Origin of the sequence: Pseudoflavonifractor phocaeensis (assembly GCF_021531375.1) — a bacterium.
GTDB lineage: Bacteria > Bacillota > Clostridia > Oscillospirales > Oscillospiraceae > Lawsonibacter > Lawsonibacter phocaeensis_B.
Map to the genome: position 1 here is coordinate 1 of NZ_JADYTU010000015.1, position 23,114 is coordinate 23,114.

Sequence of the window (23,114 nt, forward strand, 5' to 3'; positions counted from 1 at the left end):
CCTGCCGCCGTCCCCGGCGGCGTTTTGGTTCCTTTGCCGCCGCGGGCAAAGGAACTCGCCCAGCAGGGCGAAACCCTCCCCATAATACACCAATAAACTAAAATTTGCACTATATTCCGACAAAGGAACCGCATGTTATGAAACATATTCTATCCGGTATCTCTCTCTCCTCCCGTGCTCCCGTCTGGAGCTGCGCGCTGCTCGCCCTCATTCTCCTTTTCCTCCCCACCGGATTCGAGGAAAACCTGGTCTTTCAGGAATCGGACATCCGCCCCGCTCTGGTCCTCTCCACCGATGAGTCCACGGTGGTGGACACCGGCCTGGTCCGCTCCGGGGAACAGCGCTGTCAGCTGGAGATCCTGTCCGGTCCCTTTCAGGGGCGGACCACGGAGGGCAAAAACGCTCTGAACGGCTCCCTGGAGCAGGACAAGATCTTTTCCGCCGGGGACAAGGCGCTGGTCCGCGTCAGCTACCAGGGGGACCAGATCCTCAGTGTCTCCATGATCGACCACTACCGCACACCTTGGGAGCTGCTTCTGGCCGGGCTGTTTGTCCTTCTGCTGCTCCTCTTCGCCGGACCGGCGGGGCTGCGGGCGGTACTCTCCTTCATCCTCACCGTGCTGATGATCTGGAAGCTGCTGGTCCCTCTGTACCTCCGGGGCTGGAACCCGATTTATGTGGGGCTGGCCATCACCTTGGCGTTGACCGTCCTTATCATCGCCCTGGTCTACGGCTTTGACCGGCGGTGCCTGGCCGCCGTCTCCGGCTCCTTTCTGGGCATTCTCGTCACCTGCGTTCTGGGCATCCTGTTCACCGACCTGTTCAAGATCCACGGGGCGGTGATGGCCTACTCGGAAAGTCTGCTGTACGCCGGCTACCAGCACCTGAACCTGACCAGCATCTTCATGGCGTCCGTCTTTATCGGCGCCTCGGGGGCCATCATGGACCTGTCGGTGGACATCACTTCCGCCGTGGCCGAGGTGGTGGAAAAGCGGCCCGACCTGAGCTGGTGGGAGGCCGCCCGTTCCGGGATGAACGTGGGCCGAGCCGCCATGGGCACCATGACCACCACCCTGCTCTTCGCCTACTCCGGAGGCTATGTGGCCCTGCTCATGGTCTTTATGGCCCAAGGCACCCCCCTGTCCAATATCTTCAACTACAAATATGTGGCCGCCGAGATCATCCACACCGTGATTGGCTCCTTCGGGCTGGTCACCGTGGCCCCCTTTACCGCCCTGTGCGCGGGACTGTTCCTGACACGAAGCAAAGCCTCCTGACAAAAAACGAACGGCTCCGATTGTTCGGAGCCGCTCTTGTTTTTCTCAATCAAAGAAGGTCAGCTGCCGGTCGGCGTAGGGCCGGGTGGCGGCGGAGACGATGTGCCCCATCTCATACAGCAGACCCAGCTCCCGGCACCGCCGGGAGAATCCCTCCCACAGCTCCCGGGCCCTGGGACTGGAGCACTGATAGCGGTACCCGTATCTCTTTCGATACCGCTCCCCCAGCCCCTGGCCAGGGAAGGCCCGGTCCAGCTGCCCCAGAAAATACTCCCGTTGGCCCTCCCGCATGGTGACTCCAAAGGCGGCGCAGACGAACTTGGCCCCCGCCCGGGCCGCCGCCTCCGTGACGGCCAGCACGTTTTCCTCCGAGTCCTCCACGAAGGGCAGCACCGGCATCAGCAGCACGCCGGTAAAGATCCCGGCCTCCGACAGCCGGCGCACCGCCTCCAGCCGGCGGCTGGGAGGGGGCGCTCCCGGCTCGAGCTTCGCCGCCAGAGCGTCGTCGGCAGTGGTGACGGTCACTTTGCAGATCACCGGGGAGTGCTCCCGGATCATCCCGTACAGGTCCGCATCCCGGACGATCAGATCGCTCTTGGTGGCCACGGCCACCCCGCACTGGTAGGCGTCGATGAGCTCCAGGGCATGGCGGGTCAGCAGCAGTTCCCGCTCAAAGGGGTTGTAGGGATCGCTCATGGAGCCCATACCGATCAGGGCGGGTCTGGCCTTTCGGGCCAGGTCGTCCCGCAGGATCCTCAGCGCGTCAGCCTTGGCCTTCACCCGGTCAAATTCCGGGTCCTGGTAGCAGGCGCTGCGGCTGTCGCAGTAGATGCAGCCGTGGCAGCAGCCCCGGTAGAGATTCATCGTGTGGTCGGTGCCGAACCACTCGGTGGACCTGTTCCGCTGGAGCAGGTGCTTGGCGGGGATGTATTCCATAAAGCCCTCCCGCAGCCTCCGGATGGCCGGAGGTCCTTTTTTACATCCTATCAGCTCTTCCGCCATTTGTCAACGAATTTTAGAACATTCGTTTGACTTTTCGGTCAGGACCGATTATAATCAGTTGTAGGGAACGGACCGGCCGACGCGCTGCCGGTTCCGTAGGCAGGATTCGGAAGTCAAAGGAGGGATACGGGTGGAGCGGGTCATTTTTCACTGCGATCTGAACAGTTTTTACGCCTCGGTGGAGCTGCTGGACCACCCAGAGCTGCGGCACCTACCGGTGGCCGTCTGCGGCGATCCGGACAGCCGCCACGGTATCATCCTTGCCAAAAACGAGCCCGCCAAAACCTTTGGCGTCAAAACCGCCGAGACCATCTGGCAGGCCCGAAAAAAGTGCCCCGATTTGGTCCTCCTCCCCGCCCACCACGACAAGTACCGGGAGTTTTCCCGCCGGGTCAACCGGATCTATCAGGAGTACACCGATCTGGTGGAGCCCTTCGGCATCGACGAGAGCTGGCTGGATCTCACCGGCACCCTCCATCTCTTCGGCGGCAATGCCAGAGCCCTGGCCGACCAGATCCGGGACCGGCTCCGGGGGGAGTTGGGACTGACCATATCAGTGGGGGTGTCCTTCAACAAGGTCTTTGCCAAGCTGGGCAGCGACTACAAAAAGCCCGACGCCACCACCGTCATCACCCGGGAAAACTTCCGGCAGATCGTCTGGCCCCTGCCTGTCACCGACCTGCTCTATGTGGGGCGCGCGGCGGCCCAGACCTTTCAGAAATTCAACATCCGCACCATCGGGGACCTGGCCCGGTTCGACCGGGAGTCCCTGTTCACCCTGCTGGGCAAAAACGGCGCCCAGCTCCACGACTTTGCCTGCGGCCTGGACCGGTCCCCCGTGGCGCCCGCCGCCCAGCAGACACCGCCCAAGTCGGTGGGCAACGGCCTCACCTTTCCCCGCAACCTCCAGGGACGGGAGGAGATCCGTGCGGGGATCACTCAGCTTTCCGATCAGGTGGGCGCCCGTCTGCGCCGGCATCACATGAAATGTCAAGGAGTATCCCTTGCCATCCGGGACCCGGATTTTCGGGATCTCAGCCGTCAGCAGCGCCTGCGCTCCCCCACCTGTCTGTCCCGGGAGATCGCCCAGGCTGCCATGGAGCTGGCGGAGAGCTGCTGGGCCATGGACCGCCCGGTCCGTGCCCTGACGGTGACCGCCATCTACCTGATTTCGGAGGAGGAGGCAGGGGCCCAGCTGGACCTGCTGGCCGACACCCAGGACCGGAAGCGGGAACGGCTGGAGAAACTGGAGGGTACTCTGGATTCCATTCGGGCCAAATATGGAAAGGGGGCCATCGCGCCCGCCTCGGCCCCTCTGGACCCAGGCGTTGACCGCCACGCGCCCCCGCCCGGCGGGAGCCGGTCATATTTGGAGGACAGCTGACATAAATTGGGGTATGGAGGTGGTTCCATGCCCCTTTCTTTTGCCGAATTTGTCAGCCAAGCAGTCCACAGTCCCCCTCTGGCGTTCACATTCCTGCTGTGTCTGGCCGTCCTGCTGGTCAACGGCTGGACCGATGCCCCCAACGCCATTGCCGGAGCGGTGGTCACCGGCGCCCTCCCCTTCCGGCTGGCGGTGCTGCTGGCGGCGGGGTGCAATGTTTTGGGCGTGCTGTGCGTCACAGCGGTCAATGCCTCGGTGGCGGAGACCATTTACTCCATTGCCGTCTTTGAGGGCGGGCCTCCCGCGGCCCTCACCGCTCTGTGCGCCGCCATGACGGCCATCGTCCTGTGGGCCGGTCTGGCCTGGTGGTTCGGTATCCCCACCAGCGAGAGCCACGCCCTGGTGGCCGGACTGTCGGGAGCTGCCATAGCTTTGGAAGGAGGACTGTCCTGCGTCCGCTGGGACAGCTGGGGCAAGGTGTTGCTGGGACTGATCCTGTCTGCGGCCGCCGGTTCCTGGGCGGGCAGGTGGGCGGAGCGGGGGCTTTTATCCGTAAAGTGGAAAAACCGTACATTCCTTTTATCCCAAATCCCAGGAGCCGCTGGAACCGCTTTTTTTCATGGCGCCCAGGATGGTCAGAAATTTCTGGGCGTTTTTCTTCTGGGGACCGCTCTGGCCCAAGGCCGGGCGGACGAGCAGACCTTCCCCATCCCCTTCTGGCTCATGGTCCTGTGCGCCCTGTTCATGGCTCTGGGGACGCTGATGGGGGGGCGGCGCATCATCGACAAGGTAGGCCGGGAGATGGTGACTCTGGGGCCCAGGGAGGGGCTGGCCGCCGATCTGGGCAGCATTCTCTGCCTGCTGACGGCCACCATACTGGGGCTCCCCGTCTCCACCACCCACACCCGCACCGCCGCCCTGCTGGGCGTGGGCTGTGCCGCCGAGACTCCGGTGGACTGGCGGGTAGCGGGGAGCGTGGCCCTGGCCTGGCTGCTCACCTTTCCGGGCTGCATGGCCATCGGCTACTGGATGAGCCGCCTGTACCTGGCCCTGTTCCTGCCCTGACCGAAACTTGTGTGATCCGGCCTTTCCGGCAGGTCTCCTTCACATCTGTTCCGCCTCTGTCATAGCCTATTCTGGACGCAGACGCACAGGCGGCGGCGCTGTCCAAACGCCGCCGCCCTCGTTCAGAAAGGATGTACATCGTGACGCAGGCATTTCTTTGGGCCGCAGGCGGGACCGGATTTACCGCGCTGATGACCGCTCTGGGGGCTTCCATGGTATTCTTGTTTCGGAGGCAGCCCTCCCCCTCCCTTCACCGGGTCATGCTCGGCTTTGCCGCCGGGGTGATGATCGCCGCCAGCATGTGGTCCCTCCTCATTCCCGCCATTGAGGAGGCGGAGGCCATGGGACTGACGGGCTGGCTCCCCGCTGCGGGAGGGTCGGTGCTGGGCATTGCCTTCCTGCTGGCCATGGATTCCCTCCTCCCCCACTTTACGCCCGAGTCCTTCCACTGGAAGGAGGGCCAGACCTCCCGGAAGCGCACCGCCCTGCTGGTGCTGGCGGTGACCCTCCACAACATACCCGAGGGGATGGCGGTGGGCATCTCCTTTGCCCTGGCCGCCCACAGCGGGGACCCGGCTCTGCTCACCGCCGCCGCAGCCCTGGCCATGGGCATCGGCATCCAGAATTTCCCCGAAGGCGCCGCCATCGCCCTCCCCCTGCGCCAGGAGGGGATGGGCCGCGGAAAGGCCTTTGCCATGGGCGCTTTGTCCGGGCTGGTGGAGCCCCTGTTCGGACTGCTGACGGTGCTGGCGGTGGGGTCCATCCAGCCTCTCATGCCCTGGCTGCTCTCCTTTGCCGCCGGAGCCATGCTCTATGTGGTGGTGGAGGAGCTGATCCCGGAGGCCAACCTGTCCGAGGGGGGACACACCGGTACCTTGGGAGTCATGGCGGGCTTTCTCATCATGATGATCCTGGATGTGGCTCTGGGATAACGAACCGCAGCGCCTGACAAGGGAAAAAGCTTGTCAGGCGCTGCGGACTCTTTCCATTCAAAACTACCGCTGCTTCGTCACAATTCCTTTCGGATCTGGCGCAGGGCGTTCTTTTCCAGCCGGGACACCTGGGCCTGGGAGATGCCGATCTCACCGGATACCTCCATCTGGGTCTTGCCCTGGAAGAACCGCATGGACAGGATCTTCCGCTCCCGCTCGCTGAGCCGGGCCACCGCCTCCTTCAGGGCGATGCGCTCCAGCCACATCTCGTCGGTGTTCCGGCTGTCCTTCACCTGGTCCATGACGCACACTGTGTCCCCGCTGTCGGAGTATACCGGCTCATAGAGGGACACCGGCTCCAAAATGGCGTCCAGGGCAAAGACCACGTCCTCCCGCTTCAGGTCCAGCGTCTTGGCGATCTCATCCACCGAGGGCTCCCGCTGATGCTTGGCCATGTAGGCCTCCTTGGCCTGGAGCACCTTATAGGCCGTGTCCCGCATGGCCCGGGAGACCCGCATGGTGCTGTTGTCCCGGAGGTAGCGGCGGATCTCACCCACGATCATGGGTACCCCATAAGTGGAAAATTTTACCTGTAAGTTTATGTCAAAATTGTCAATTGCTTTGATGAGGCCGATGCACCCAACTTGAAACAGGTCGTCGGCATTCTCTCCCCGGTTGGCAAAGCGCTGGATCACCGACAGCACCAGCCGCAGATTGCCGGAGATCAGCTCCTCTCTGGCCTGCTTGTCCCCCGCCTTTGCCCGGACCAGCAGGGCCTGGGTCTCCTCGCTTTTCAGGACCTTTAGCTTGGCGGTGTTCACCCCGCAGATTTCCACCTTGTGCTGCATCAGAAGAAACCCCCCGCCCGAAAATACTGTATTCCAAGTATCTCCGTGCGGGGGGCTTTCATACGGTGCTGTGCGGGGCGAAATTTTTTATCGTTTGACCGCTTTCGATGGATTTTTGTGGGGACTGTATTCAGAGCAGGGAATCCAGCTCCGTCTCGTCCACCACCCGGACGCCGGACTCCTCCAGCAGCCGGGCGGCTACCCCCTGTCCCGGGACCAACCGCCCGGTGAAGGAGCCGTCATAGATTTCATGGCAGCCGCAGGAGGGGGATTTGGCCTTGAGGACGGCCAGGGTACAGCCCGCCTCCCGGGCAAGCGCCAGGGTCCGTCCGGCCCCCTCCAGATAGGCGGCGGTCACGTCCTCCCCCGCCCGGTTGACCACCCGGCCGTCCGGCTGGCGCTCCGCCGGAGACCGTGGCGTGGGCAGTCCCCCCAGCACCTCGGGGCAGACGGGAATCAGGACGTGCCCCGCCTGCCGCAGCTTTTCCAGTTCGGGGACGGGGACGCTGCGGCCGTCGTAGCGGCAGGGCTCCCCCAGCAGGCACCGGCTGACCAGAATATTCATACGCGCTTCCTCCATATAAAAACGCCCGACACGGAGTCGGGCGTTTGGTTTCCTGCCGTTTAGTGGGTCAGGTAATATTTGACCAGAGTCTGAAGCAGCTCGTCCCGGTCCACCTTTCGGATCAGGGCGCGGGCGTTATTGTGATTGGTGATATAGGTGGGGTCCTCGGAGAGGATATAGCCCACGATCTGGTTGATGGGGTTATAGCCCTTTTCCTGAAGCGCCTGATAGACCGTAGACAAAATGGTTTTGATCTCCAGGTCCCGCTGGTCGCCCAAACTGAACTTACGGGTAAAATCCATCTCTCCCATCGGGAACACCTCCTACACATGAACTGTCCCTAGTCTACTCCAAAATGCCCAATCTGTAAAGGGTCTGTGGTAAAATTTAATATAATTGAAATATATCCGGCGGCCCTGACGCGTATTCCGCTCAGTTCAGCGGCTCCATGCCGACCATCTTCCGCTCCACCGTGTCAAAGGTACACAGGGTATCGCCCCAGTCCCGGCACTGGCCCTTCTCCCAGTCCAGCACCTCCTTCACCGGGGTGATGAAGGTCAGGGTCCTCCCGCCGTCGGCAAAGGCGATGTCCCGGGGGGATACATAGTAGCAGGCCCCAAAGCCATAGTTGGGAAGCAGGTCCACAATTTCGGTACAGGTCCCGTCTTTGGACACATAGAGCATACTGGTAGAGGTGCCATGGGTCGTTCCCGTCTGGCCGGACACGCACAGGGTCCCCAGCTCTCCGGGATAGAGCTCATAGAAATAAGAAAGTCCGCTGCGCTCCACGCCCTCCAACAGACGCTTCCGCTCCTCCAGGACCGCTTCCATGCTCCCCGGCTCCTCCACCGCCTGGTTTTCCGCCCCTTCCGGCTCCGGCGGCGGGGACAGCTCCGCCCCGTTCCAGCCGCCCAGTCCCAAGACCGCGGCCAGGACCACGGAAAGGATCATCTGACTTCCTGCCATATTTCCGTCCTCCTTCTGTCAACCATGTTGTGTGGCGGCTCCCACGTTCTTTCCTGTCATGGCGGCGGCGGCCACCTGGAACAGCGCGGACAGAGCCGTCAGGTAAAAGACGTACTGGACGCCCCAGCCCTCCCAGACCAGGCCCAGGATGGGGGAGGCGATAATGGCCATCACATGGTCCACGCTGAGGCCCACGGACAGGGTCCGGGTCACCTCGCTGGGGTCCAGGGCGATGGAGCGCATCATAAAGGAGTGGACCATGCTGAACTGCTCAAAGAGGACGCACAGCACATAGGCCCCAAAGACCAGCCAGGTCTGCCAGCTTCCCGCGGCAAAGGCTCCCCCGGCCAACAGTCCGGCCATCAGGCCCATGACCCAGAAGGTGACGGCGATATAGCCCGCCTCGATCCACAGCATCTTCCTCACCCCCAGCCGGTCCAGCATCCGGCCGATCAGGGGGGCCATCCAGGTGCCCACCAGATGGGTGACGATGGTGAGCAGGGCCACTGTGTCCGCCCCCTGCCCCAGCAGCTGGATGATGACCCAGGGCGCGAAAACAAGCTTGATCCGCTTCTGGCAGCCGTAGGCCAGAGTGACCATGTAGTAGGGCATGTACCGGCGGCGGAAGAGCAGCTTGTGATTTTTGACCCCGCCGCCCTGCTCCATATACTGTCTCATAAGCAGGAGCAGGAGAATGGCAAGAACGGTGGCTCCCGCCGCGATGACAAAGGGCAGGATCACCGGACTGGCAAAGGTGAACCATCCGCCCCGAAAGCCCACAAAGACGATACAGGCAGACACCATGGACATCAGCGTCGTGACGCCCTTGAACCGGCCCAGGGCGGTCCCCACTTTTCCCTGCTCCGCCAGTTCCATGGAGATGGCGTCGTTCAGGGGCATGAACAGGTGCTGGCCCATGGAATGGATAAAGAGAAAGACCAGCATGACCCCGTAGCTGGGGGAGAAAAAGCCCATGACCACCAGTCCCACCAGCATCAGCGCCTGGGCGACCACGGACATCCACAGGTTACCCAGAAAGCCCAAGCCGGCCACCAGCACCATACACAAAATTCCCGGGCTCTCCCGGGGGATTTCCAAAAAGCCCCGCTGTACGGAGCTGATGCAAAATACCTCATTGAAATAATTGGAAAAAATTTTGGCTCCCAGCCCGTCGGCAATGGCCGCACAGGCCAGCGCCAGCACAAACAGCCGGATGGCGCGCTGCCTGGATTCTTTCATCGTTCCCTCTCCCACTCTCTGTCTATCCTACCAAATACGCAATGGGACGGCCCTCCCGGGCAGAAGGACCGTCCCATTTGTGTTGTATGTTACAGTGTGTCCTCCTCCGTCCGGTCCAGAGCCTCCTCCACATCAAAGGGAGGGGCGTCCGACTCCTGGCCGGCGGCGGGGACTTGGGTCTCGCTCTGGGCCGGCATACCGCCGGTGATCCCCTGGCGGTATTTCAGCTCCTGCCACTGCTCCTTGGTGATGAGCAGCTGGCGGGGCTTGCTGCCCTCGAAGGGGCCCACGATGCCCTTTTCCTCCAGCTGGTCCACCAGCCGGGCGGCCCGGGCGTAGCCCAGCTTCAGACGGCGTTGGAGCATGGACACGGAGGCTTGTCCCGTCTCCACCACCACCTCGGCGGCGGCGTCGATGAGCTCGTCGTACTCGCTGTCCACGTCCTCGGGGGCGGAGCCGCCCACCCCCTTGGCGCCCTTCTCCTTCTCGGCGGCGTGCTGCTCGATCTCCTGCATGACGTCGTCGTCGTACTGGGCCGAGCCGCTCTTCTTCACAAAGTCCACCACCGCCGCCACCTCCTGGTCGGAGATGAGGCAGCCCTGGACCCGGGTAGGCTTGCCGGAGCCCAGAGGGAAATACAGCATATCGCCCCGGCCCACCAGCTTCTCCGCGCCGGTGATGTCCAGGATGATCCGGGACTCCAGACTGGAGGCCACGGCGAAGGCGATGCGGCTGGGGATATTGGCCTTCATCAGGCCGGTGATCACGTCAGCGGAGGGCCGCTGGGTGGCGATGATCAGGTGCATCCCAGCGGCACGGCCCATCTGGGCCACCCGGCAGATGGACTCCTCCACCTCCTTGGCGGCCACCAGCATCAGGTCGGCCAGCTCGTCGATGAGGACCACGATGTAGGGCATCTTCTCCATGCCCTCGGTCTTGGCGGCCAGGGCGTTGTACTCCTCCAGCTTCCGCACGCCCACCTCGGAGAAGGTGCGGTACCGCTTCATCATCTCCGTGACCGCCCACTGGAGGGCACCGGCAGCCTTTTTGGGGTCGGTGACCACGGGGATCAGCAGGTGGGGAATGCCGTTATAGATGCCCAGCTCCACCATTTTGGGGTCCACCATGATGAGACGGACCTCCTCGGGGGTGGCCTTGTAGAGCAGCGAGGTGATGATGGAGTTGGTACACACCGACTTACCGGAGCCGGTGGTACCGGCGATGAGCAGGTGGGGCATCTTGGCGATGTTGCCCACGATGGGGTTGCCGCCGATGTCCTTGCCCACGGCGAAGGACACCTTGGAGATACTGTCGGTAAAGGCTTTGGAGCCGATGACCGAGTGGATGTTCACCGGGGAGACCATCTTATTGGGCACCTCGATGCCCACCATGGAGATCTGGTCCGGGATGGGCGCGATGCGCACACCGGTGGCTCCCAGGGCCAGGGCGATGTCATCGGCCAGGTTGGTCAGCTTGTTCAGCCGGACCCCCTGGTCCAGCTCCAGCTCGTACCGGGTCACCGAGGGGCCCCGGGTAACGTTGATGATATTGGCGTCGATGCCGAAGGAGTGGATAGTATCGGTGAGCCGCTGGCGGTTGGCGTTGAGTTCGGCCAGGGCCTCTCCCCCCACGCCTCCCGGCCCTTCCTGCAGCAGGGACAGGGGCGGGTACTGGTAGGCGGAGCTGCCCTGGCTCAGAGTGCCCTGGATGTCCTGGGCCACCTGGGCCGCCTCCTGCTCCACCTCCTGGCGCTTCGCCTTGGCCTGGGCGGGCTCCCGGGTTGCCGGGGGCTGGACCGGAACGGCAGGCTCCGGCTCGGGCATCTCCTGGGCCGCGGCCACCGGGACCGGAGCGGCGGGAGGGACAGGTGGGACCGCTGCCGCCGGAGGCGCCTCCGGAATGGGCTGGGGCGGGACGATGGGCTGGGTCACAAACTCCGGTTCCTTCTTCTCCGGCTGGACTTCCTCCTTTTGAGGCGTTTCGCTCCTGCCGGTCAGCACCTGGTCGGGTGCGGGCACTCTGGGTTTCCGGTCGAAGAAGCTGCGCTTCTTCTTTTCCGGGACGGGCTGGGGCTTCTCCTCCGCCCGGACCAGAGGGCCGTCGTCCACCGGGATGTCGATGGCGGCCCGGCGGGCGGAGGTCTGGGACAGCGCTTCGGCGGCGGGGCGCGCTTCCTCCCGGCGGCTCCGGCGGGGGCGCTGGGGCTCGGGCTCCGGCTCATAGTCGTACCGGGGACGGTTGAAGATCCAGTCGGCCACATCCAGAATGGTACGGTTGAAAGCCGCCAGACCCACCAGGATCCCCGCCATGGCGAAGATGATGGTGCAGCCCAGGGAGGAGAACAGGCAGACACAGCCCTGGGCCAGAAGGCCGCCCAGAGCACCGCCGGACTTCAGCGCCCCGCCGCTGGCCCACAGGCTTTTCAGCAGGGCGCCGTCCCAGGGCAGAGGCTCAATCAGCAGGCCGTGGAACAGGCAGGAGACGATCAGCGGCAGCAGCAGGGCGCAGGTCAGCCGCAGACGCACCGGGCGTCCCCGGTGGAAGGCCAGGATATAGGCCCCCAGCAGCAGGGCGGGGGGCACCAGCCAGTAGCCATAGCCCAGCAGCCCCTTCAGCAGGCCGCAGAAGAAGTCGATAAAAATAGCCTCTATGTTGAGATAGCCCAGAGCGGCGAAGATGGCCAGCAGCAGGCAGACCACCGCCCCCACCTCCCGGCGGAAGGGCCGGGGCGCGGGCTGAACAGGCCGCCCCTTCCCCCCGCTTTTCGCCCGGGAGGGACCGGAGGCGGCGGTCCGTTTCCCCCCGGAGGAGGCGGTTCGGCTGCCGCCTGTTTTCTTTTGTGTCGTTGCCATATCGGTTCGTTCCTTTCCGGAGTATCGTTTGGGGCATATGCCGTCCCTGGGACAGCCTGGGTGAAGGTGCCGCTGCTCAGAGCAGCACGACGCTGGCGATCAAGGCCACCAGACCCACGGCCCAGCAATAGTACGCAAAGGCGCCGAACTTGCCCTTGGACGCCAGCAGGTTCACCAGGCGGATGGAGAAGTAACCCACCACCCCGGCAATGACCATGCCCAGCAAATACATGGGCAGCACGCCCTGGGCCAGGCCGCTCTCCGCTACGATTACGTCCTTGATCTCCAAAATGGTGGCGCCCAGGACAGCGGGCAGGGACAGCAGGAAGGAGTACCGGACGGCAAACTTCCGGTCAAAGCCCACCGCCATACCGGCGGAGATGGTGCAGCCGGACCGGGACAGGCCGGGAATGGTGGCGCAGCCCTGGGCCAGGCCCACCAGCAGCACGTCCTTCAGCGTGGCGTTCCGGGCGGTCTTTCTCCCGCCGGCCATCCGGTCAGACACAAACAGGATACAGCCGGTGACCAGCAGGGCGCAGCTGACAAAGACCGGGCTGCCGCCCAGCGCCTCCACATAGTCCTTCACCAGCATGACCACGAACAGGGGCAGGGTGCCCACGATGATGAGCAGCACCAGCCGCCGGGCCTCCGGGGGATTGCCCCGGGAGGGGCGGCGGGAGAACATGTCCCGGATGGCCCGGAAAAACTCCAGGATCATTTCCACCACATCCTGGAAATAGTACACGCACACCGCCAGCAGCGTGGCGAAGTGGAGCAGGATGTTAAACAGGTTGTCCGGCTCCTCCATGCCGAAAAAGTGCTGGAGCAGGGTCAGATGGCCCGAGCTGGAAATGGGCAGAAACTCAGCTACACCCTGTACAAAGCCCAGGACGGCAGACATCAGGTATGTCACAATATGTACCTCCAATGGCAAAATGCCCATAAAATCACTGATACTATATTAGCACAAGCAGGCCAGGAATTCCAGTCTTTTTCATTCGAATTATGTAAACACAAGGAGCAGGGTCACCCCTGCTCCTCCAGCTTGTGAAAAAAGCCCTCCTGCAAGGAGTTCCGTCGCCCGCAGGCGACGGAATAGAGTTCCATCACGTCATTTCCGATGACATGCGCGTCGGAAATGACACCTCTCGCGAAATTTTTGCCGACAATTTCGCCAGAAATCGAGGTGAAAATTTCGTGCTTTCTCATTCGAAAAAGTGGCATAGCCACTTTTTCGACAGTCTCAAGGAGCAGGGTCACCCCTGCTCCTCCTGCTTCTCCGTCTTCCGCTGCCGGATCATCTCGTGCAGACAGGCCGTGGCATCGGACAGCCCGCCGATCCGGTCGATGAGGCCCAGCTTCACCGCCTCCTCCCCGTAGATTACGCTGCCCACATCGGCGGCCAGCTCCCCGGTTTGAAGCATCAGGCGTGTAAAGTCTTCCCGCTTGATGGCGCTGTTGGCCGTGACGAACTGGATGATCCGCTCCTGGATGCGTTCAAAATAGTAGAAGGTCTGGGGCACCCCGATGACCAGACCGTTGAGCCGCACCGGATGGATGGTCATGGCCGCCGAGGGGGCGATGAAGGACCGCTTGGCCGCCACCGCCAGGGGCACCCCGATGGAATGACTGCCGCCCAGTACCAGGGACACCGTGGGCTTGGACATGGAGGCGATGAGCTCGGAGATGGCCAGCCCCGCCTCCACGTCTCCTCCCCCGGTGTTCAGCAGGATGAGAAGCCCGTCGATCTGGTCGCTCTCCTCCACCATGGCCAGCAGGGGCAGGACATGTTCATATTTGGTGCTCTTGCTGGTGGGCGGCAGCAGCTGGTGCCCCTCGATCTGCCCCACGATGGTCAGCACATAGATGGTCCCCTTCTCCGTCTGGATCAGGGAGGACCCCAGGTCCACGATGGGCTGGATGATCTGGTCCTGGTTCTTGACCTCCTGCTTCTCTTCCTTTTCTTCCAAAACGATCCCTCCTTGCGCTTCCCACTTAGAGTGCGCCAGGGAGGGGAATTTTACTCCAAAGGGTTTTAAAAAAATCCGCATTCTTCCGCCGGGATATGCAGACAAGTCTTCTTTCTTCCTCACAACAACAGGGGCGGTCCTTCGGACCGCCCCTGTTGTCAGAGAGACCGTTTTGATTGAAAAAACCTTACTGCTCCAGCACTTTGCGGTAGGCCGCCTGGGCGGCGGCGTTGAAGCAGACGAAAATGACCTGGGGGCCGTCGGGGTGGTCCGCCAAGAACTGCCGGACGGTGGAGACGGCGATGGCGGCGGCCTCCTCCGGGGGGTAGTGGTACACCCCGGTGCTGATGGCGGGGAAGGCCACGGTCCTGCACCCCAGCTCCAGGGCCAGGGCCAGGGAGTTCCGGTAGCAATCCGCCAGCAGCTGCGCCTCTCCCTGGGCGCCGCCGTGCCAGACGGGACCCACGGTGTGGATGACGTACTTGGCGGGCAGGCGGTAACCTTTGGTGGCCTTGGCCTGCCCGGTGGGACAGCCGTGGAGGGTACGGCACTCGGCCAGCAGCTCCGGTCCCGCCGCCCGGTGGATGGCCCCGTCCACTCCGCCTCCCCCCAGCAGGGAGTTGTTGGCGGCGTTGACGATGGCGTCCACCTCCATTTTTGTGATATCTCCGGTATAAAGGCTGAGCTTCATGGTCCTCTCCCCTTTTCCATCGTTATTTGGACAGCTGGATGTAGTCCTTGGACACATAGCCCAGGGCGGCTTGTCCGTCCTTGTTCCGGTACAGCACATGGCACCAGCCGTTTTCCGCCTTCAGAACCACCACCCGGGCCCCGTCGGTCAAGCCACCGATGACCGGGTTTTCGGTGCTGGGACCGGAGCGGACGTTCAGCCCCTTCTCCGCATTCACCACGGTACCGGTGAGTTCCGCCTCCTGGCAGGTCACGGTACACTCGGCGTTCAGACCGTTCCACTGGGCGGTGACCGTGACCTGGGCGGTCCCGGTCCCGGGGAACAGATTGGTGACCACACCCTTCTCCGTCACCACGGCGGCCTGGGGATCGCTGCTGGTCCAGGTGATCTCCGCGCCCTCAAAGGCGGGGTCCAGCACGGCGGTGAGGGCAACGCTCTCCCCAGACTTCAGGGTCGCCTCAGTCCGGTCCAGAGTCAGGGTATAGCCGGCGGGATTGGGCAAGGTGGGCTCCTCCGGCTGCGGAGGCTCCACCGGGGTCACAGGGACTTCGGGCTGGGCGGGGTCGACAGGGTCGGCAGGCAGGTCGGTGATGGGCGTATAGGTGATGAGCTTATACAGCAGGGCCGCCATCTCCGCCCGGGTCAGGTTGCCCCTGGGGTCGATGCCGCTGCCCTTGCCGCTGACCACTCCCTGGGCCACCAGAGTGGCGGTGTGGCCCTTGGCGTAGTCGGCGATCTGGTCCTTGTCCGAGAACTGGTCCAGCACCGTCAGACTGCCGGTGGGGCACTCCTTGCCCAGGATGGGCATGGCCTGGTGCAGGATGGTGAAGGCCTGCTCCCGGGTGACAGGAGCGTTGGGCGAGTATGCGCCGTTTCCGGTCCCGGAAGCCAGGCCGGCGCTCTGGCCCCAGGACAGGGCCGTATAGTAGTAGTCCGCGGCGGACACGTCGGTAAAGTCGCAGCCCCCGGTGACGGCAGGCTTGCCCACGGCGTTATACAGCATCAGCATAAAATCAGCCCGGCGGATCTGGTTGTCCCGGCCAAACTCCGTGGTGGAGACGCCGCCCACGATGTTATGCTGGTAGCAGTACTCCACCGCCTCATAGGACCAGTGGTCCTCGGTGACGTCGTTGTGGACGTTGGTCATGGACACCTGGATGGTCTGGGTCACGCCGCCGGCGGAGGCGGTGATGACGCCGCTGCCTCCGGCTTCCGAGGCGGTGAACAGGCCGTTCTCATCCACGGAGCCAATGCCGTTGGTCACCGTCCAGGTGACGGGGCCCAGATCCCGGAGGGCGGTGCGGTTCCAGTAGCTGCCGGTTACGGCCAGCTGGACGGTCTCGCCGGGCTTGACGGTGAGGGAGGTCAGGGCGGAGGAACTGCCCGCCTTGGAAACGGTGAGGGAGGTCAGTTGGTCCACCACATGGATCTGGGCCTCGCCCTCGACTCCCAGCTTCCGGGAGCGCAGACGGAGGGTATCGGTGCCCGCCGTCCCTCCGGCCAGGTAGACGCCCTCCTCCACGTCGCCCAGTCCCTTCCGGGAGGTGACGGTGAGATCGCTCAGCTCCCGGTCCAGAATGTTCAGGCCGCTGTCCAGTACCACCGTCTCAGGCAGTGTCACGGAGGAGCCGGCCAGGACGGTCAGTCCCTCTTCCTGCATGGCCAGACGGTCCGGCTTCCCATCCCCCGCCTGGTCGGTGACCAGAAGCAGGTAGGTGGCGCAGCTGCGCAGCCGGCCGTCAGAGGGAATATTCCGCACGGCGGGTCCGCTCTGGCCGGGGAGCCACACGGAGATGGCGGTGGAACCGCCGCCGTCCAGGTTGACTGCCCAGGTGCAGCCCTGGTCCCGCATCTCTTCCGCCAGATCCATCTGGCTCAGGCCCATGGAGTAGCCGGACTGGCGGCCGTCCACGGCGTAGACCAGGAGGGTGCCGTCCGCCTTGACGCCCAGAGCGGTGCGGGGAGCCCGTCCGTCCTTGGCATAGGTCCAGTTGGAGCTGTCGGTGATCTTCCCGTCCCGGACCATCACATCGCCGACGCCCCCGGCCCACTGGGCCTGGGACAGGCTCTCGTCCTGGCAGGAGGTGGTCAAAGTGATCCGGTCTCCCACCTGGAAGGACTGGTACGCCGCATAGTAGCCAGAGCTGCTGTCGGCGGTGAGGATATATTCATCCGCCCCGATGACCGCCGCCTGGTCGCTCTCCAGCACCTCGGTGACCTCCAGGGTCAGGGTACTGTTCACCCCCAGAGCGGGTACCTCCCCGCCCTGGTCCGGCAGCACCTTCATCCGCACATACCAGCCGGGGGTGGAGGTGCGGGTGGACACGCTGGAAAAGTCCTGGTTGAGCAGGTACAGTCCGCCGCTGGCATTGCGCCACTTGTTCAGGTGATGGGGCTGCACTTGGCTTCCGTCCCGCTCATTGGTCAGGGTGATGGTCACTTGCGGCGTCTCGGTAAAGGAGACCCGCCCGTCGGTGATAACCATGGCGGCCTCGTTCTCCGGACTGGATTTATACACTCCGTCTTCCACGACGATGCCGATGGGCACGCCGGAGGTGGTGGAGAAAAAGTCGGTATTGATGGCGCCCAGCACATGGCAGCCCAATTCCTGGGCGTGGCTGACCGCCTTATTGATGGTGGCGGCGCCGTAAACGGTGCCCGAGGCCTGAAGCAGGATGGGGTAGGCTTCGCTCCCCTCCTCCAGCTCCATGGAAAAGCTCTCGACCCGGCTGGAGTTGTTGACGGTGACGGTGTTGCGGTAGGTCAGGCCGTCCACCAGGGTGCTGGTGGTCTGGAGCTTCTGCTCTCCCGCGGCGGCGTAGACCGTGGGAAGTGCCAGCGCGGCGGCCAATGCCAGGGCCGCAGCCCGGCGCAGGATCTGTGGTAAAGCGGTATGTTTCATGGACACTCCTTTGTAATATGTAAACCTGAGGAACGCCCTACATTATATCAGGTCCTCTATGGCGTTTCAATGGCAAAAAGGGAGAAAGGGGAGAAAAGTCCCTGGAAAAAAACGCCGCGCCCGCGCAACTGTGAACAAGCTGTGAATGGCAGGCGGGAAAGGTTGAAAAAAGGTTCCTCTTGGTGTACAATGAGATGATTTCGACGGTATCGAAACCTGCCGTCCCATACCTCATGATAAGGAGGAGACGCCGTGGAAGAACGGCAGAATAACGCCACAAAAACCATCAGCATGGTGATGATCGTCACCCTGATCGGTAAAGTATTAGGCCTTTACCGCGACCGGTTATTGGCCATTCATTACAGTGTTGGCATGGAGGCCAACGCCTTTTTTACCGCCAGCCGCATCCCTCGGGTCTTTTTTGACGCGGTATTCGCCTCGGCCATCGCCGCCTGCTTCATCCCGGTCTTCAGCGAGTATCTGGAGAAGAAAGGGAAAAAAGAGGCGTTCCGCTTCGCGGGCAATTTTATCACCGTCATGGCCCTGCTGACGGCGGCCCTCACCCTGCTGGGCATGGCCTTTCCCCAGGCGCTGGTGGCCGTCTTCGCCGACTACGCCGACCCCAGGACCACCGCTCTGGCCGCCTCACTGACCCGAATTATGTTCCCCACCGTCCTGTTTTCCGGCATCGCCTTCTCCCTGGTGGGGGTACTTCAGGCTCAGGACCACTTCACCGCCCCGGCCCTCATGTCGGCGGCCTCCAATCTGGTCATTATCCTGTATTTTCTTCTGCTGGACTCCAAGCTGGGCATCTACGGACTGGCGCTTGCCTATCTGGCGGGCTGGCTCCTTCAGGGGCTGATCCAGCTGCCGCCTCTAGTGCGGCTGGGCTGCCGCTTCCGGCCCGACCCCAACTTCCGGTCCGAGGGGATGAAAAAGGTCTTTGCCCTCATGGGCCCGGTGATGGTATCCACCTGGGTCCAGCCCATCAATTTGGTCATCAACTCCCGGTTCGGCTCCCGCCTCTATGACGGCGCGGGGGTGGCCGCGCTGGAGTATTCCACCAACCTGTATCTGGTCATCGCGGGCACCTTTATCCTGTCCATCACCAACGTGATCTTCCCCCGCCTGTCCCGGCTCACCGCCGGGGGCCAGCAGGGGCAGTTCCGGGACACCATCCGCCAGACCGTCCACAGCAGCCTCTTCTTCGTCCTGCCCATGTCGGCGGGACTGATGGTGGTGGCCCGTCCCCTCATCTCCTTTATATATGGCGGCCGGGAATTCGGCGACTTCGCCACCCAGATCACCTCCACCGCCCTCGTCTGGGTCTCCTTGGGCATGGCGGGCTACGCCCTTCAGAATATTCTCAGCCGGGCCTATTTCGCCAAGCAGGACGGCAGGACTCCCCTGGTGGCCGGCGCTTTGTCCATCGGCGTCAATATCCTGCTGTGCGCCCTGCTCATGGACCGCTTCCAGGTGGCCGGACTGGCTCTGGCCTCGGCGGTATCCTCCACGGTGTACGCCCTGCTCCTCCTCCTGCCCATGGAACGCGGGGGCGAGGGGATCCTGGACCGGGACATGGTGCTGGATCTGGTCAAAATGGCGGCAGCCGCCCTGGCCATGGGCCTGTGCGCCCATCTGGTCCTGACCGGCCTTACCCCCCTCCTCCCCGGCGGCAAGTTGGGGGAGCTGCTCTGCCTGGGGCTGTGCGCTCTGGCGGGCGTGGCGGTCTACTTCCTGCTGGCCCTGGTCCTGGGGCTCCAGGAGGCCAGACTGACGGCAAATCTGATCAAACAACTGAGGAAACGAGGTTGAGCTATGGAACAAATGAAACAAGTATTGGACGGCAGCCTTCTCTGGCGGGCCATCACGGCCATGTGCCTCTGGTTTGGCCGCCAATGGCAGAACAGCGGGGTGATCCAGTGGTTCCTCCATCCCGCCGGGTGGGGCAAGGCCGCCTCGGAAAACAGCGTGTTCTTCAAGCTGTGGTCCCTGGTGCGGCGGGCCCTGTGCCGGCTGTATGAGCTGCTCCGGCTGGACAAGCTCTTTGCCGGCAGCGTCTTTACCCAGACCTGGGTGTGGTGCGCCATCCCGGTGGTCCTGGCCCCTGCCCTGTGCAAATTCCGACCCTCCCTGATGGTCATGGGGCTGGCCCTCATCGGGTACGCCTCCCTGCTGCTCAATCTGGTGCGGGACCGGAAGCGGGAGCTGGCCTGGGCCCCTATCAACCGCTATATCATCCTCTATGCCGCCGTCTATCTGGCGGGCACCCTGTTCTCCGTCAATCTGCGGGGCAGTCTCCAGCCCGGCCTGCTGTCGGTGGTCTTTATCCTGTTCTCAGTGGTCCTGTACAACGCCATCACCGGAAGAAAGCAGCTGGACACCCTGGTGGCCCTCATGGTGCTTGTGGCGGCCCTGGTGTCCTTCTACGGCATTCTTCAGTACCTCTTCGGCTGGGGCTACCAGTCGGCGGCCTGGGTGGACAGCGACATGTTCTCCTCCATCAGCTTCCGGGTCCCCTCCACCCTGGACAACCCCAACATGCTGGGCCAGTATCTGATCCTGGCCATCCCCCTGGGCGGGGCCAAGCTGCTGTCCGCCAAGAGCTGGGGCAGCCGGGCCTACTATTTCTGCTGCTGCGGCGTCATGTGCGTGTGCATGATCCTCACCTTCTCCCGGGGGGCCTGGCTGGGCCTGCTCTTCGCCGGAGCGGTCTTCGTGGTCCTGCTCAACCCCCGGTTCATCCTTCTGGCCCCCTTCGCTCTGGTAGCCCTGTACTTCGTGCTGCCTGACACCGTCATCTCCCGGTTCACCAGCATCGGCAACCTGGGGGACAACTCCACCTCCTACCGGGTCTATATCTGGATGGGGGTGCTGGCCATGCTGAAGGACTACTGGCTGTGCGGCATCGGCCCCGGGGACGCGGCCTTCAACATGGTCTATCCCGCCTACAGCTACAACGCCATCGTGGCCCCCCACTCCCACAACCTGTTTTTGCAGATCCTGTGCGACGCGGGGGTGGTGGCCCTGGCCGTCTTCCTGCTGCTCCTGTTCGTCTACTTCCGCATGATGTGCGTCTCCCTGTCCCGGGAAAAGGACTGGACCAGCCGTCTGCTCCAGATCGCCTTTACCGCCGGAGTGTGCGGTTTCCTGGTCCAGGCCATGACGGACTACTCCTTCTATAATTACCGGGTCATGTTCCTGTTCTGGGCCTACCTGGCTCTGGGAGCCGCCTCCGCCCGGCGCAGTCAACTGCCCAAAGGGAGGCTGCTGGTATGATTCGTGTTTTAAACATCATCAGTGACACCAACATCGGCGGCGCGGGCCGGGTCATTCTGAACTACCTGCGCTATTCCGACCGGGACGCCTTCGAGACCCTGGTGGCCGTCCCCCGGGATTCTCTGCTCAAGCCCTCCCTGGAGGAGGCTGGGGTCCAAGTCCTGGAGGTGGACGGCATGGCCGACCGCTCCTATGCCAAGGAGGACGTAAAGGCCCTGGAGGAGCTGATCCGCCGGGTGAAGCCCGATCTGGTCCACACCCACGGCGCCCTCTCCGGCCGGGTGGCTGCCAAGCGGTGCCATGTGCCGGTGGTATACAGCCGCCACTCCGCCTTCCCCGTTCCGGCCAAGCTGAAGTATCCCCCCGGCCGTTGGGTCAATAAGCTGCTCAACGAGCACTACGCCGACCACATCATCGCCGTCAGTCCCGCCACCCGGGACAACCTCACCGAGGGCGGCATCTCCCCCAAGAAGATCACCGTGGTGATGAACGGGGTGGCCCCCATGGAGCGCACCTCTCAGGAGGACCGGGCCAGACTGCGCGCCGAGCTGGGGCTGGAGGACGGCGTCACCGTCTTCGGCATCCTGGCCCGCATCGAGGATTATAAAGGCCACCTGTATCTGACCCACGCGGCCAAGCTGCTCAAAGACCGGGGATATGACAACTTCCGGGTGCTGGTGGCGGGCACGGGCCCCTTTGAGGAGGAAGTCAGGCGGGCCGTGGTGGAGATGGGCGTGGAGGACGTGGTCCAAATGCTGGGCTTCCGGTCCGACGTGGCCGCCCTGCTCAACATCCTGGACGTTCAGCTCAACGCCTCCTACGGCACCGAGGCCACCAGCATGGCCCTGCTGGAGGGCATGAGTCTGGGACTGCCCTCCATCGTCAGCGACTACGGCGGCAACCCCTGGGTCATCAGCCACGGAGAAAACGGTCTCGTCTTCCCCAGCCGGGACAGCGAGGCTCTGGCCGACGCCATGGCCGACCTCATCGACCGGCCTGAAAAGCGGGCGGCCATGGGCCAAAAGGCCAGGGAGCGGTTTGAATCCCAGTTCACCGGCCAGGTCTTCGCCCGGAACACGGAGCAGATCTATTACAACATCCTGAAAGGAGCAAAATAAATGGAACAGAACACACCGAAATTCCGCCTGCGCCTGAACCTGTTTGACGGCATCGTCCTGGTTCTGGCCCTGGCCGTGGGCGCTTTCCTGCTGTGGAGCGCCCTGAAGCCCGCCGCCCCCGCGGAGGGAGCGGCCCCCAGCACCGCCACCGTCCGGTACACCGTCCGCTTCCAAAAGTGGATCGAGGGGACCAGTGTCCTGGTGGAGTCCGGGGACAAGCTGGTGGACAACATCAAGAACTATGAGCTGGGCACCGTGGTCTCCGCCGAGGCCGTCCCCGCCCAGTCCCTTCAGCTGGACCACCAGAGCCGCCAGTATGTGCTGGCCGACATCCCCGGCTATGAGGACGTGCTTGTCACCGTGGAGGCGCCCTGCACCACCAGTGACGAGTCCATCCTGCTGGGGGGCGGCTACGCCCTGCGGGTGGGCTCCGTGGCCTATATCCGGGGCGAGGGCTATATGGCCAGCGGCCCCATTATTTCCATTGAGCGGGAGGGTCAGGCATGAAAATTATCGATCATAACGGCCGGCTGTTCGGCAAGGTCAGCATCATCGACGTACTGGTAGTGGCGGTGGTCCTGGTTCTGGCCGTGGCTCTCAACGTGAAGAACAACCACCTGTCCCACACCAGCACCAGCGTCACCAACCTCCCCATCACCTATCAGGTCCAGGTCAGCGGAGTCCGCGGCTATGTGGCCGACGCCATCCGAACCGAGGACAAGATGTTTGACCAGGACCGGAGCAGCGGCGGCACCCTGGGCAAGATTGTGGACATTGAGGTGCTGCCCAGCGCCAAGATGGCCGAGTTCAACGATGGCACTGTGGACGTGGTGCCCGCCGAGGACTGCGTCAACCTCCTTCTGACCATTCAGGGCGAGGGCATCGTCAGCGAGGGCCGCTGCCTGCTGAACCGGATCTATGATCTGGGCGTCAATTCCTCCCGGAATTTCTACACCAAGTACGCCCAGTTCACCGGCACCGTCACCGACATCCAGGTCCCCTAAACCACTGTAAGGAGCATCCG

Annotated in this window: 21 protein-coding genes; 9 read left to right on the plus strand and 12 right to left on the minus strand. The window is 63.3% G+C overall.

Features of this window, described 5'->3' with window-relative positions; all coding sequences use genetic code 11:
* The first annotated feature begins 137 nt into the window (after nt 1–137).
* Nucleotides 138–1,277 carry a YibE/F family protein gene (locus I6E39_RS06510; RefSeq protein WP_235380799.1) on the plus strand — a complete coding sequence of 380 codons (1,140 nt, stop codon included), beginning with the start codon at nt 138–140 and terminating at the stop codon, nt 1,275–1,277.
* Between the two features lie 45 nt (nt 1,278–1,322).
* Here I6E39_RS06510 and I6E39_RS06515 read toward each other — a convergent pair whose 3' ends face one another.
* Entirely contained in the window at nt 1,323–2,213 is an 891-nt protein-coding gene (locus I6E39_RS06515) for an SPL family radical SAM protein (RefSeq protein WP_235380800.1), read from the minus strand.
* A gap of 196 nt (nt 2,214–2,409) precedes the next feature.
* Here I6E39_RS06515 and dinB point away from each other — a divergent pair, with 196 nt between their 5' ends.
* The 3 genes from dinB to I6E39_RS06530 all read left to right on the plus strand — a co-directional run bounded on the left by dinB (nt 2,410) and on the right by I6E39_RS06530 (nt 5,660).
* Nucleotides 2,410–3,663, plus strand: coding sequence for a DNA polymerase IV (gene dinB, locus I6E39_RS06520; protein ID WP_235380801.1), 1,254 nt, complete (start codon nt 2,410–2,412; stop codon nt 3,661–3,663).
* A gap of 27 nt (nt 3,664–3,690) precedes the next feature.
* Nucleotides 3,691–4,728 carry an inorganic phosphate transporter gene (locus I6E39_RS06525; protein ID WP_235380802.1) on the plus strand — a complete coding sequence of 346 codons (1,038 nt, stop codon included), beginning with the start codon at nt 3,691–3,693 and terminating at the stop codon, nt 4,726–4,728.
* A 131-nt stretch (nt 4,729–4,859) separates the two neighbouring features.
* Nucleotides 4,860–5,660: a ZIP family metal transporter gene (locus tag I6E39_RS06530; protein WP_235380803.1), complete on the plus strand. Its 801-nt coding sequence runs from the start codon at nt 4,860–4,862 to the stop codon at nt 5,658–5,660.
* A 77-nt stretch (nt 5,661–5,737) separates the two neighbouring features.
* On the opposite strand, the gene sigG is transcribed toward I6E39_RS06530, so the two are convergent.
* The 11 genes from sigG to I6E39_RS06585 all read right to left on the minus strand — a co-directional run bounded on the left by sigG (nt 5,738) and on the right by I6E39_RS06585 (nt 17,693).
* Complete coding sequence (sigG, locus tag I6E39_RS06535) at nt 5,738–6,508, minus strand: RNA polymerase sporulation sigma factor SigG (RefSeq protein WP_235380804.1); 771 nt, start codon at nt 6,506–6,508, stop codon at nt 5,738–5,740.
* A gap of 130 nt (nt 6,509–6,638) precedes the next feature.
* Entirely contained in the window at nt 6,639–7,073 is a 435-nt protein-coding gene (locus I6E39_RS06540) for a 2-thiouracil desulfurase family protein (protein WP_235380805.1), read from the minus strand.
* Nucleotides 7,074–7,132: 59 nt separating this feature from the next.
* Nucleotides 7,133–7,384 (minus strand): IreB family regulatory phosphoprotein, encoded by a 252-nt coding sequence (locus I6E39_RS06545; RefSeq protein WP_087393812.1) that lies wholly within the window; start codon nt 7,382–7,384, stop codon nt 7,133–7,135.
* 121 nt (nt 7,385–7,505) lie between these two features.
* A complete protein-coding gene (locus tag I6E39_RS06550) occupies nt 7,506–8,039 on the minus strand; it encodes a hypothetical protein (protein ID WP_235380806.1) in 534 nt (177 codons plus the stop codon).
* 18 nt (nt 8,040–8,057) lie between these two features.
* Nucleotides 8,058–9,278, minus strand: a complete 1,221-nt coding sequence (locus I6E39_RS06555; RefSeq protein WP_235380807.1) for an MFS transporter — start codon at nt 9,276–9,278, stop codon at nt 8,058–8,060.
* Nucleotides 9,279–9,367: 89 nt separating this feature from the next.
* On the minus strand, nt 9,368–12,130 hold the full coding sequence (locus I6E39_RS06560; protein WP_235380808.1) for an FtsK/SpoIIIE family DNA translocase: 2,763 nt from the start codon (nt 12,128–12,130) through the stop codon (nt 9,368–9,370).
* A 76-nt stretch (nt 12,131–12,206) separates the two neighbouring features.
* Nucleotides 12,207–13,043, minus strand: coding sequence for an undecaprenyl-diphosphate phosphatase (locus tag I6E39_RS06565; protein ID WP_235380809.1), 837 nt, complete (start codon nt 13,041–13,043; stop codon nt 12,207–12,209).
* Nucleotides 13,044–13,156: 113 nt separating this feature from the next.
* Nucleotides 13,157–13,390, minus strand: coding sequence for a hypothetical protein (locus I6E39_RS06570; protein WP_235380810.1), 234 nt, complete (start codon nt 13,388–13,390; stop codon nt 13,157–13,159).
* Nucleotides 13,387–14,100 (minus strand): ClpP family protease, encoded by a 714-nt coding sequence (locus I6E39_RS06575; RefSeq protein ID WP_235380811.1) that lies wholly within the window; start codon nt 14,098–14,100, stop codon nt 13,387–13,389. Before I6E39_RS06575 ends, I6E39_RS06570 begins: the two co-directional genes overlap by 4 nt.
* A 187-nt stretch (nt 14,101–14,287) precedes the next feature.
* Nucleotides 14,288–14,791, minus strand: coding sequence for an O-acetyl-ADP-ribose deacetylase (locus I6E39_RS06580; protein ID WP_235380812.1), 504 nt, complete (start codon nt 14,789–14,791; stop codon nt 14,288–14,290).
* Nucleotides 14,792–14,813: 22 nt separating this feature from the next.
* On the minus strand, nt 14,814–17,693 hold the full coding sequence (locus I6E39_RS06585) for a phosphodiester glycosidase family protein (RefSeq protein WP_235380813.1): 2,880 nt from the start codon (nt 17,691–17,693) through the stop codon (nt 14,814–14,816).
* Between the two features lie 252 nt (nt 17,694–17,945).
* Here I6E39_RS06585 and murJ point away from each other — a divergent pair, with 252 nt between their 5' ends.
* Genes murJ through I6E39_RS06610 form a run of 5 tightly spaced genes read left to right on the plus strand, consistent with a single transcriptional unit; the run spans nt 17,946 to nt 23,094 of the window.
* Entirely contained in the window at nt 17,946–19,508 is a 1,563-nt protein-coding gene (gene murJ / locus I6E39_RS06590; RefSeq protein ID WP_235380814.1) for a murein biosynthesis integral membrane protein MurJ, read from the plus strand.
* Between the two features lie 3 nt (nt 19,509–19,511).
* Complete coding sequence (locus tag I6E39_RS06595; RefSeq protein WP_235380815.1) at nt 19,512–20,972, plus strand: O-antigen ligase family protein; 1,461 nt, start codon at nt 19,512–19,514, stop codon at nt 20,970–20,972.
* Nucleotides 20,969–22,090, plus strand: a complete 1,122-nt coding sequence (locus I6E39_RS06600) for a glycosyltransferase (RefSeq protein WP_235380816.1) — start codon at nt 20,969–20,971, stop codon at nt 22,088–22,090. Before I6E39_RS06595 ends, I6E39_RS06600 begins: the two co-directional genes overlap by 4 nt.
* Complete coding sequence (locus I6E39_RS06605) at nt 22,091–22,597, plus strand: DUF4330 domain-containing protein (protein WP_235380817.1); 507 nt, start codon at nt 22,091–22,093, stop codon at nt 22,595–22,597.
* Nucleotides 22,594–23,094, plus strand: a complete 501-nt coding sequence (locus tag I6E39_RS06610; protein WP_235380818.1) for a DUF4330 domain-containing protein — start codon at nt 22,594–22,596, stop codon at nt 23,092–23,094. Before I6E39_RS06605 ends, I6E39_RS06610 begins: the two co-directional genes overlap by 4 nt.
* The last annotated feature ends 20 nt before the right edge of the window (nt 23,095–23,114 follow it).